The following is an 11876-nucleotide window of genomic DNA, read 5'->3' on the forward strand; positions in this document are numbered from 1 at the left end:
CCTTGTCTGGAACAATTTTAGCAATCAGCAGTGCCTATTTGCGAATGTTCAACACACCCTAGTTATATCGTCGAATCTTGATCGCTTATTTATAGCGATTTGTCGATAGGACTATTTTTAATACTTCATTTAATATAGACAGCATATAACCATAACACAAGCGATAGCAATGACTCGAATGGCGCGATAATAGATAAAAGTTGACCTCATTCGTGATAAGTGCAACTATGATTCAGACTGGATAGGGTACAGAGGGTTTTATGGAGTTTTGGCATGGGTTTTTGCTGATCACGAGCGTTCACTTGCTGGCCGCCGCCTCACCAGGTCCTGATTTTGTGTTGGTCTCGCAGCAGACCTTAGCTAAGGGTCGACGTACTGGTTTGATTTGTAGTCTGGGTATTACCTTGGGGCTGTCGGTGCATATCATTTATTCGGTGCTGGGATTGGCAACGGTGATTGCGCATTCGCAGCCTTTATTGACCGCGATCAAATGGCTGGGTGGCGGCTATTTGATCTATCTGGGGTGGCAAGGTATTCAGGCCAAACCTAAAAAGCCAGTAGAACTAACAACGATAGAAAACGTGTCAATTGATGTGTCACAAGCAGAGAACGGAGCAGTCCTTTCTACTAACAACCCTTCCCCTAAAAACTTGTCTGAGAAAAGCGCCTCTATTCATACCGAATCTACCGTTGCCACATTGCGCCGTGGATTTTTCTGCAATGTCTTCAACCCAAAAGCGCCTGTCTATTTTGTGGCGATTTTTACCCTTGTCCTATCGCCAGACATCCCACTTTGGCAATTGGCGATTTATGGCGTCTGGATGATGGTGCTACAGATGGCATGGTTTAGCACCGTGGTGATGCTACTCTCTGTCCCTGCAATTCATCGACGATTTCAGCGTTTTGAGCATTGGATCGACCGTGTGTTGGGGTCTGCGATGATCGTATTGGGGCTCAACCTGATCTTGCGTCATCGATAGGCCATCGATAACTCATTTGCGAGCGGTGAAATCTGCTACACTGCTGACTTATATCCATATATCGTAGCCTGACATTATGACAAGTAAGCCCATGACCCGTAATCCTGCCAATAGTAAACACAGAAACCGATCGCCTGCGACCGCCAAAAAACTCGGTCAACTGCATCCACGCAATCCGCATCAGGGTCGTTACGACTTTGCCGTATTGACTCGCGCGTTGCCTGAGCTTACTGAGCATACCATCACCAACCCTAAAGGCGAGCCGACGATTAATTTCTCGGATCATCAAGCAGTTCGTGTGCTAAATAAAGCATTGTTGGCGCACTATTACGGCGTGAAGTTTTGGGATATTCCTGACGGCTATCTGTGTCCGCCAATTCCTGGGCGTGCCGATTATATTCACTATATTGCGGATTTACTCGCGCAAACCACGCACGTGAATGCCGACAACACACCGCCGACCGGTAAAGAGATTCACGCGCTAGATATCGGTACGGGTGCCAGTGCGATCTATCCGATTGTCGGTAGTCAAAGCTATGGCTGGCGCTTTACCGCAAGCGATATTGATCCGATTTCGGTCAATACTGCCGCCCTCATTTGTGACACCAATCCCAAGCTAAAAAGCGCGGTCAAAGTAAAGCTACAGCCTGAGCCTAAGTTCATCTTTAAAAACATTATTGGTCGTCAAGATTACTTCGATGTGGTGGTGTGTAACCCACCGTTTCACGCCTCATTAGAAGAAGCGATGGAAGCCAATAGCCGCAAGCAGCACAACCTGCAACGCCATCGCGGTAAAAATGAAAGCGAGCAAATCAGCCGTCATTCAACCAAGTCAGGTAACGCGGCGCAAAACCTAAACTTCGGTGGTCAGCATAAAGAATTGTGGAGTGAAGGTGGCGAGATTGCGTTTTTGACCAAGATGGCAAAAGAAAGCCAAAGCTTTGCAGAGCATGTTGGCTGGTTCACGACTTTAGTGTCAAAATCTGAAAACGTGAAACCTTTACAACTACTATTAAAGCAGCTTAATGTCGCGCAGATGCGTATCATTGAGATGAGCCAAGGTCAAAAGAGCACTCGTGTACTCGCGTGGCGCTTTGATACCGATGAAGAATAGTCGTTGAATACATAATACGCCTAAGTTTCACGTGAAACAAAAAAGCACCGCTTTGATGATCAAAGCGGTGCTTTTTATTAAGAAATGGCTTGAAGTAAAATGAATAATTATCCAAAGAACATGACTTTTATGCCAATGGCAATCAGCACCACACCGCCCAATGTTTCTGCCTTATCCTCCAGCCATGTGCCAGAGCGTCGTCCTAAATAAACCCCAAGCCAACCAAACACCGCCGTTACAACCGCGATAATCAAGCAGGCAAGCCATGCGTTTAACGCTAATAAATTGAGCGTAAATCCTGCTGCCATGGCATCAATACTGGTGGCAATAGCAAGGGTAAACATGGTGCGATGGTTGATGACACTACCGTCCACGTCGATATCGTCTTCGTCATCCCCACCACTGAGCACTTCGTACAGCATCTTGCCACCCAGCGCAATCAGTATGATACCGCCGATCCAAGGCGCCGCCGCCGCCAACCATCCCAACAGCGCTGCACCCAATAAGTACCCAAAGAGCGGCATCACACCCTGCGCGATACCGAAATATAATGCGGCATAAATAGCGAGATGACGTGCATATTGCTGGCTTTGTTTCTGTGACTTTGCACCCAGTCCTATCGATACGGCAAACGCATCCATCGCGAGTGCAATCGCGAGCAGCACTACTTCAATCATGATATTTTCTCTTAACTCGAATAGCAGGTATGATTAGCTTCATGAAAAAGGTTTCATGTGAAACAAAAATACCGCTTCGATAGACGAAGCGGTATTTTTATACGTTGTTATTGATCAGTATCAAAATTAGATGTCTAGATTTGAAACGGTTAACGCGTTTTCTTCAATAAAGACACGGCGCGGCTCGACATGATCACCCATTAAGCAGGTAAACATATGATCAGCGGCAATCGCATCTTCGATAGTCACACGCAGCATACGGCGGTTTTCAGGATCCATCGTGGTATCCCATAGCTGCTCAGCATTCATCTCACCCAGACCTTTATAACGCTGAACCGCTAGGCCGCGACGTGCATCCAACATCATTTGTTGCCAGAGATAATCAAAATCGCGTATCGCGATGTCTTTACTGCCGCTGTTGCTCTCGCGGCGGATAAAGGCATCTTCCTCAAGCAGGGTGTTCCACTCGCTTGATAAGCGTAATAATTTGCCATACTCACTTGAGTTGATAAAGCTAGCATCTAACAGATAATGGTGTGCCAATTGATGCACATAGACTGTGACACGTGGTAGCCACTGCGCCTTAGTAGATAAAGCCTCGCTATCTGACGCGTTCCCTGCTTCAGTGCTGACGTCTTCAGTACCAATTGCAGGTGTCATACCCAATAGATCGGCAGCAGCCGCATCCATATCTTGTGACTGCGGTGCATGAATATTGACCAACTCAATCTCAGGATTTAACTCACTACCGAAGACGTCAAGCTGAGCCTGCATGGCTCTTTGCCAGTCTTGCATCGCAGACTCATCATAAGTCATATCAACGGATAGCTTTGGCGTATGCGTCAACGCATCCAAGATGACCGCTGGGAAGCGAATCTGCAAATGCGCTTTGATCAGCTGAGTTTGGTTATAATCATTAAGCAATGATTCAAGCGCTTGCCCTGTAATAGCAGGCGCATCCGCGCTAACATGTAGCTTGGTACTATCAATGGTTGATGACAATAGATACGCTTTTAGCGCCTCATCATCTTTGAGATACAGCTCTTGACGACCTTTTTTGACTTTATACAGCGGCGGCTGAGCGATATATACATAGCCACGCTCGATCAGATCAGGTGTTTGACGGAAGAAGAACGTCAGCAGCAGGGTACGAATGTGTGAGCCATCCACATCGGCATCGGTCATGATGATGATCTTGTGGTAGCGCACTTTGTCTGGATTATACTCATCAGGGCCGATACCGCAGCCAAGTGCCGTGATCAGGTTACCCACTTCAGCGGACGATAGCATTTTGTCAAAGCGCGCACGCTCAACGTTCAAAATTTTACCTTTTAGTGGCAAAATCGCTTGAGTTTTACGGCTACGGCCTTGCTTTGCTGAGCCACCTGCAGAGTCACCCTCCACAATATATAGCTCAGATAATACTGGATCTTTTTCTTGGCAGTCAGCAAGTTTACCAGGCAGACCTGCAATATCCAGAGTCGTCTTTCGGCGCGTCATCTCTCGCGCTTTACGGGCCGCGTCACGCGCCCGTGCTGCTTCCATAATTTTATTGGCAATGGCTTTACCCGCCGCTGGATTCTCTAGCAGGTAGTCATTGAACTTATCATGCATCGCTGATTCGACAGCAGATTTCACTTCACTTGAGACCAGCTTGTCTTTGGTCTGGCTTGAGAATTTTGGATCAGGCACTTTCACCGAGACAATAGCCGTTAGACCTTCACGCGCATCATCACCAGTCGCCGCGACCTTTTCTTTTTTGAATAAATTCTCACGATCCATATAGCTATTTAAGCCGCGTGTAAGTGCTGATCGGAAACCCGATAGATGCGTACCGCCATCTTTTTGCGGAATATTATTGGTAAAGCACAGCACTTTTTCGTTATACGTATCGGTCCACTGGAGCGCGACTTCGACACTGATACCATCGTCTTGCTGACTGGTAAAATGGAATACTTCATTGATACCGTCTTTGCCTGCATTGATATAGCTGACAAACTCTAGTAAGCCGCCTTTGTGCTCAAACTCATGACGCTTATCAATACGCTCATCGGTCAGAACGATACGCACACCGGAGTTCAAAAATGACAGCTCGCGTAGGCGTTTTGCCAAAATATCATATTCAAAGACTGTGCCGGTGAATACGTCGCTACTTGGATAAAAGCGGATTTGCGTACCGGTTTGATCGGTCGCTTCCATCTGCTGAATATCAGCGTCAGGTACGCCATCAGTATAGGTCTGATGGTAATGATAGCCTTCACGCCAGATATTCATCTCAAGCTTTTTAGACAACGCATTGACGACCGATACCCCAACACCATGCAGACCGCCTGAGACTTTATAGCTATTATCATCGAACTTACCGCCTGCATGCAGGACTGTCATGATGACCTGCGCCGCTGATACCCCTTCCTCTGGATGAATATCGACTGGTACACCGCGGCCATTATCCATCACACTGACAGACTCGTCTTCGTGAATGATGATATCAATCTGATCACAGTGACCGGCCAGCGCCTCATCGATAGAGTTATCCACGACCTCAAAGACCATATGATGCAAGCCTGTGCCATCGTCCGTATCACCGATATACATACCAGGGCGCACGCGTACAGCCTCTAGCCCACGTAGTACACGGATATCCTTAGAACTATAATCAGAAGGTAATACTTCTGAAACTACAGTAGACACAGCGGCTTCAGTAGCACTGTCGTCTATCAATTGCTCGTGGTCAATAGGTAATGAATCACTCATGTACATTCCTTAATCTAGCCATTATCAGCCGTTTTTATCAGCGCACTTATAAAAATGCACTTCATGATGGCATCTTAAAATCAACTTCTATTATTCATCACTTAGAGTGCATATGAGCGGCTAAACCACTAACCACTGCTAACCTCAAAAAGGCTGCATAGAGATAAAATTGGCAAATTACTTATTAGTAATAGTCTTTGTTTTTCTAGCCATTGTTAAAACTATTGAAATAAATAAAATATTTAATTATCAATTACTTATAAAGAAATAAAAAATAGAAGTCTGTTATATGATGCTATCGAATAAATTGCTGAGAACAGGACAAAAATAAAGGGTTATTTTAGCATTTTTTTGTCTGTAAGTCACTGTTTACTCGGAGTTTTACGACTTATGAGTCAGTGTCTTTACCTAATAGCTAGTATAAGTAATAGTCGTGACTGTGATACTCAGTAAAGGACGCATAAAAGGCGTTATAAGTAGGCAGGAAAAGGCTTAAAGGGATGATAAGCGACTAAGAATTAGTCAACAGGAATTAATCAACAGACAATATCTGGCCTTGTTTCACGTGAAACAAGTTAGGCGCTGACCATAGCTCATTAACCAAAGGTACAATATCATCCGTTAAGCTGGTCATAAACACCTGACAAGGGAGCATTGCCAAGGTTGATAGCAAAATCTTTACTGCCCTATCGTCTAGCTCTGCAGTAATGTCATCAAGTAATACAACAGGGGTCGCTCTCGATGTTGAGTTATTATCGAACGAAGCGCTATCTTCATTATCATTGAGCAATAAAGGCAGCTGTGACAGTCGCAGTGCCGTAATCAGCAGTTTTTTTTCGCCGCGAGACAATACATTGGCGGCTTGCTCTTTTAAAGCGGGTAATTTAGCATTTACCTCATGGTCTGAGGACACTGTATTTGTATTTGTCGCCTGACTATCTACAACATCATCAGACCGCACTGCATTATCAGAGCGCCAATGCACATGGATATCGGCGCGATGATTACCGATACGAGTATATCCCAGTTGCAAATCTTGCTCTAGCCGTTCATCAAGCTGCACATCAAGCGCCACACTGGTATCGTAGCCAGCGTTATAGCTTAGGCTCAATTGCTCAGCATAAGTAGGCAGTAGTTGCAGCACACTGTCAGCAAAATAAGGCTGCCATTCAGTAAAGACGCGCTCACGATAATGGTGTATCAAGGCCGCATGATTACTCAGTCCTTTGTCCCAAGACTTTAACTCCGCTAGCTGAACTTGCGTTAATTGGCGTGATTTTTTTAGCAAACTATTGCGCTGTTTTAACAGGCGTTGATAGGCGACCCATTGCGGATGAAACCCCTGTTTCATGTGAAACACTAACCAGTCTAACAGCTGACGTCGACTGGCACTACCCTGCTCTAACATATCCATCGTTGAAGGATCTATCAGTAGCGTGGGCAGCTGCTCGGTCAATATACTTTGATTGTAGACAGTAGCTTGATTAAGACGCAGAATGGTGGTCGCATCTGCCTGTTTTTGAATAGCCAAGGTGCGATCATCATTGAGCTTAGCATAGACCGTTGCATGGTTTTGATGATGCTGAATATAGCGCTTGGGCTGATGATGCCGAAAGCTTTTGCCTCTCGATAATAAGAATAGGGCTTCAAGTAATGAGGTCTTGCCGCTACCGTTTGCACCGATAAGAACGTTGCAAACGGTCGACTGCATGTTGACTTGCGTGAGGTTGCGCAGATTTGATACTTGTAGACGTTCAATCATATTATCGATAGCCGCTCATGATTTTTAGCCTATTTAACAAGCAAAAGTTGATTAGATATTTAAATCCGAATAAATTGCGTGGCGATTTTGAGAGCGCACTAGCGAAGCTTAACGCTATGCTATTTGTCCCCTATCAGACTATATACGCATAGGCATAATAACGTACTGATGAAACTCATCATTGAGCTGATTGACAAGTACAGAGGCATTCGATTGGCTCATATGCATTTGCAAATCACCTTGTATCACTCCTAGCACGTCTTGTAGATACGCAGCATTGAACGATAACTCCATTGGTTCGCCCTGATATTTAGCTTGTATCATCTCCACGGCTTCATCTTGCTCAGCATTGTTGGCACGTACCTCTACCATACCATCACTGGCAAAATTAAAGACCACACCGCGCGACTTCTCATTACTCAAAATCGCAACGCGGCGTAATACGTCAGTCATTTTCTCTTGACTAAATAACGCAAGCTTATCCGTATTGCTTGGCATGACACGGCGATAATCAGGGAATTTGCCATCAATCAGACGGGCAGTAAACGTTACCATTAGGTTTTGGCTAACCTGCCCTGCACTATCTACGTCACCAAATGGTAAGCTGACTTGTAAAAACTCACGGCCAAAGCTGAGCGTCACTGCATTGTCTTGATCGCCGAGCATTTTGCCAAGCTCGGTCGCCAAACGTTCAAGCTCGATCACAGCCTTACGTGGCAAGATAGCCTGCATATTAAGATCCGCGCTCACGTCTATAACACTACGTGCCAAGGCCAATCTATGTCCGTCAGTCGCAACGGTCGTCAGCTGCTGCTGTGAAACATCAAACAGCATACCTGTCAGATAATAACGTACATCTTGAATCGCCATCGCAAACTGAGTTTTGTGAATCAAATCTGTCAGGCGACTACGACTGATATTTAACGGCGTGATGTTTTCAGGATTACCCAGACTTGGATAGTCTTCACTTGGCAAAGTACCTAACGTAAAACGACTCTTGCCACTGGTAAGCAAACAACGCTCATTCGCTTGGGTGGCTAGATTGATTTGCGCTTGGGCCGGTAGTGATTTACAAATATCTTTTAATTTGGTTGCAGGTAGCGTCGTTGTTCCCGCCTCTACACAAGCACCAGCAGGCAATTTCAAAGTCGATGTCAGCTCCACTTCCAAATCTGAGGCAGTCAAAATAAGCTCGGTCTCTGATAGCTGCAGCTTAATATTGCCCAGTATCACCATATTGTGGCGTTTGTCTGCGGCCTTGGCGATCAAATTAATGGCTTTTAATAACGATTCTCGATTGATCGATAATTGCATGCTTGATTACTCTTATTCAAATGATTCTTTTTATAATACGGTAAGATAATAACTCAATCATACCTTGTCTGTTGCAGATAATCCATAAGGCTGATGTCTACTAACACCTGCGGTATTATAACCCTTGTCCACTGGCTAACCTATCATGTTAAACCGTTTGCTATCCTGCCTGTAACATCAGTGAGAGCGTTTTATAATCCTTGTCAAACGCGGGATCTGCGGCTCGCAATTCATTTACTTTGTCACAAGCATGCATCACGGTTGTATGGTCACGTCCACCAAATGACTGACCAATCTCAGGAAAACTGTCACCTGTCAACTCACGAGATAAAGCCATTGCGATTTGCCGAGGCCTTGCGATACTACGGGTGCGCTTACGTCCCATAATATCCTTGACCGTCACATCATAATACTCAGCAACGATTTTGCGGATATTATCCATATTTACCGCTTGTACCCGCATGGCAACAATATCTTTTAACGCGTATTGCACCATCTCAAGAGTAATCTGTGCACCTGTCAAATTGGCATTTGCGAATACCTGATTGAGAGCACCTTCTAAACGTCTGACATTAGAAACGACATTTTGAGCGATAAATAATGCACACTCTTTGGGTAATACCATCCCATAAGAGGCTGCTTTTTTTTGCAAAATTTGTACACGAGTATCAATTTCAGGAGGATCAACCGCAACCGTCAATCCCCAAGAGAATCGCGATCTAAAGCGTTCATCAAACTCTGTCATTTGCGATGGATGACGATCAGAAGCCAAAATCAGTTGTTTATCACCGCTAGTAAAATCTGCAAATAACGTCAAAAACTCATTACTACTTTTGGTCTTTCCAGCCAGTACATGGATATCATCCACAATCAATAAATCTACTTTTTTTATTTTCTTTTTAAAATCTTCTATTTTATTATTTCTTAATGAATAGACCAATTGATTTATAAATTTTTCAGAAGTGAAATAATAAAAACTTTGATTATTTCTTAAATAGCGATGTGCTACAGAATGCATTAAATGCGTCTTTCCCAATCCAGAAGGGCCATATATAAATAAAGGATTATGTCGATTTTTTGATTGTTTTTTGCCAAGCTCATAGCAGGCCTTGTAAGCGAGATTGTTTGACTTCCCAGTAACAAACGTCTCAAAAGTAAAATCAGGGTTGAGATAGCTTAATGACTTGGCATCCACTGAGTCGATCAGTTCTGCATGACGCATATTAGCGTCGATATCTGCTTTTGAATTATTGTGGTGAATAGATTCAAATTTATGTTCAGGCAGGGTAGGGGAGGGGTTATCTTCTACAAATAATGAGCCTGATTGAGAGTGATTACCACCTTCTACATCACGTCCAGCATTATCAACGCGTACGACAACTTCCTCAATGCTCCCTTGACTGTGCTTAGCGACCAATTGCTGAATATCTTGAAGATGGTTCTTTTTGATATACGTCACAAAATAATCATTAGGTGCAAGAATGACCAGAGTCTGTGCTTCTTGATGAGCTGACAGAGGCCTCAGCCACATGGTGAACACGTTGTCTTTAACGTTATAGCGCAAATCGTTCAGACATTTATCCCAAATATTTGCTGTGTCTATCATGAAAAATACTAACCCTGTAATTTGAAATAATAGTTATATGTAGTGGTCTGAGCACTCTACTGACTCTAAGCTCTCATAGCAGTTATTTGTCTCAAGAACTAAGTAGAAATGACATACCAGACCACGTATTTAGATAGGGGCTAATCTAACACAGATACCCTGTGGATAAAACCTTGTTTTTTGGGGATAAAACTGTGGATAGTTTTGGGGATAACTCAACAAGGCAAGTTATCCATATTTAACCCACAGGTTATCCACAGCCTTACCCATAGCGTAGTAAATTGATAATGAAAGAGAAAACTAAGTTAACCACAGATATATAGGCGCCCAATAACAACAATACTTATATATATTAATTAATAATTATTATAGAGCTCACTAAAAACTGTGGATAACTTTAAAAACTGCGGTTATTTATCTGACAAGCTGTAACAGTAAAAAAGAGTGTTTATCAGCAATATGTATCAATCTGATAACAGAAGACTTAGTCTTTGAAGACAGCTAAAATTAGTTTATTGACCATAAGTATGCAGAATGGTATAATCCTCCGTTATTACGAATTTAGTCCATTATTTTTATAGGTGAGTTATGAAACGTACATTCCAACCAAGCGTGATCAAGCGTAAACGTACTCACGGTTTCCGTGCTCGTATGGCAACTAAAAAAGGCCGTCAGGTCTTAGCTCGTCGCCGCGCTAAAGGACGTCATCGTCTAACTGTATAATCAGTAAGTAGCGATAAGCATGGCTAATGGTGCTTGTTGTGTTCTTATTGTTTATAGATTGCAATAGTCAATCATCACAACTGACATTTAGCCATATATTAAAAGCGCCCACATCGGCGCTTTTTTTGTCTTTACATTTTGCTATTATCTCTAATATCGCCACTCCCTATCATATTAGGTCATACTATGCCCCAGTCTACTTCAGCGACACCTACAGCCAGCTTTACCAAAGAGCAGCGCTTGCTAACGCCACAAGCATTTCGTGAAGTGTTTGACGCCCCTGAGCGCAAGATACATCAGAGCCATTTGATGGCTTTTGTGAGACACAGTCCCTATGATAAGCCACGTATCGGTATGGCAATTACTAAGCGTAAAGTTCCTACTGCAGTGGCACGAAATTTCATTAAAAGGCAAATACGTGAGCATTTTCGCACAACTGCATTTAAACTAGAAAATAAAGATATTGTTTTTATTGTAAAAAAACCATTAAAAGAAATAAATAATAATGAATTAAAAAATCAAATAATTTATATTTTTAAAAAAATAGAAAAAAAATAAAATGGAAAAAACATTAAAGATAGTAAATAAATTATTTTTTAATTTTTTATTTGGCTTGATGGTTTTTTACCAAAAAATAATTAGCCCTATTCTACCTGCTCGTTGTCGTTACTACCCTACTTGCTCAAACTATGGTAAGCACGCTTTGGCATGGCATGGCATCCGTGCCGGTGGCTGGTTGCTGTTAAAACGTCTTAGTAGATGCCATCCGCTTGGTGGCCATGGCATTGACTTTGTTCCACTCCCTTTGTCCTCTTATCATTATCAATATATATATTCTACAGCGAGTAGCGATAGTAGAGGATGGGGTGTTTACCGAGATCGTCAGGGGTATGTGCCACATCTTAACTACTTAATGAAGACAACATGAAAATCATAACTTTGGGCT

General features: G+C 43.3%; 10 protein-coding genes. 5 read left to right on the plus strand and 5 right to left on the minus strand.

The features are described from left to right. The first annotated feature begins 260 nt into the window (after positions 1-260). Together L0G63_RS01555 and rlmF are read left to right on the plus strand one after the other, a co-directional pair. Positions 261-980, plus strand: coding sequence for a LysE family translocator (locus L0G63_RS01555; RefSeq protein WP_301449081.1), 720 nt, complete (start codon positions 261-263; stop codon positions 978-980). 76 nt (positions 981-1056) lie between these two features. Continuing rightward, positions 1057-2094: a 23S rRNA (adenine(1618)-N(6))-methyltransferase RlmF gene (gene rlmF, locus L0G63_RS01560; RefSeq protein WP_301449082.1), complete on the plus strand. Its 1038-nt coding sequence runs from the start codon at positions 1057-1059 to the stop codon at positions 2092-2094. Positions 2095-2201: 107 nt separating this feature from the next. Here rlmF and L0G63_RS01565 read toward each other — a convergent pair whose 3' ends face one another. The 5 genes from L0G63_RS01565 to dnaA form a co-directional block, all read right to left on the minus strand. Beyond that, positions 2202-2771 (minus strand): manganese efflux pump, encoded by a 570-nt coding sequence (locus tag L0G63_RS01565; RefSeq protein ID WP_301449083.1) that lies wholly within the window; start codon positions 2769-2771, stop codon positions 2202-2204. A 126-nt stretch (positions 2772-2897) separates the two neighbouring features. Then, positions 2898-5525: a DNA topoisomerase (ATP-hydrolyzing) subunit B gene (gene gyrB, locus L0G63_RS01570; protein ID WP_301449084.1), complete on the minus strand. Its 2628-nt coding sequence runs from the start codon at positions 5523-5525 to the stop codon at positions 2898-2900. Between the two features lie 532 nt (positions 5526-6057). Further along, a complete protein-coding gene (locus L0G63_RS01575) occupies positions 6058-7287 on the minus strand; it encodes a DNA replication/repair protein RecF (RefSeq protein ID WP_301449085.1) in 1230 nt (409 codons plus the stop codon). A gap of 138 nt (positions 7288-7425) precedes the next feature. Continuing rightward, positions 7426-8601: a DNA polymerase III subunit beta gene (dnaN, locus tag L0G63_RS01580; RefSeq protein ID WP_301449086.1), complete on the minus strand. Its 1176-nt coding sequence runs from the start codon at positions 8599-8601 to the stop codon at positions 7426-7428. A gap of 160 nt (positions 8602-8761) precedes the next feature. Further along, positions 8762-10207: a chromosomal replication initiator protein DnaA gene (gene dnaA, locus L0G63_RS01585; protein ID WP_301449087.1), complete on the minus strand. Its 1446-nt coding sequence runs from the start codon at positions 10205-10207 to the stop codon at positions 8762-8764. Positions 10208-10795: 588 nt separating this feature from the next. Here dnaA and rpmH point away from each other — a divergent pair. The 3 genes from rpmH (at position 10796) to yidD (ending at position 11858) form a co-directional block, all read left to right on the plus strand. Continuing rightward, a complete protein-coding gene (gene rpmH, locus L0G63_RS01590; protein ID WP_007394757.1) occupies positions 10796-10930 on the plus strand; it encodes a 50S ribosomal protein L34 in 135 nt (44 codons plus the stop codon). A 186-nt stretch (positions 10931-11116) separates the two neighbouring features. Continuing rightward, positions 11117-11488, plus strand: coding sequence for a ribonuclease P protein component (gene rnpA, locus L0G63_RS01595; RefSeq protein ID WP_301449088.1), 372 nt, complete (start codon positions 11117-11119; stop codon positions 11486-11488). A gap of 1 nt (position 11489) precedes the next feature. Beyond that, complete coding sequence (gene yidD / locus L0G63_RS01600; RefSeq protein WP_301449089.1) at positions 11490-11858, plus strand: membrane protein insertion efficiency factor YidD; 369 nt, start codon at positions 11490-11492, stop codon at positions 11856-11858. The last annotated feature ends 18 nt before the right edge of the window (positions 11859-11876 follow it).

It is taken from the genome of Psychrobacter sp., assembly GCF_030454045.1.
Taxonomy (GTDB): domain Bacteria; phylum Pseudomonadota; class Gammaproteobacteria; order Pseudomonadales; family Moraxellaceae; genus Psychrobacter.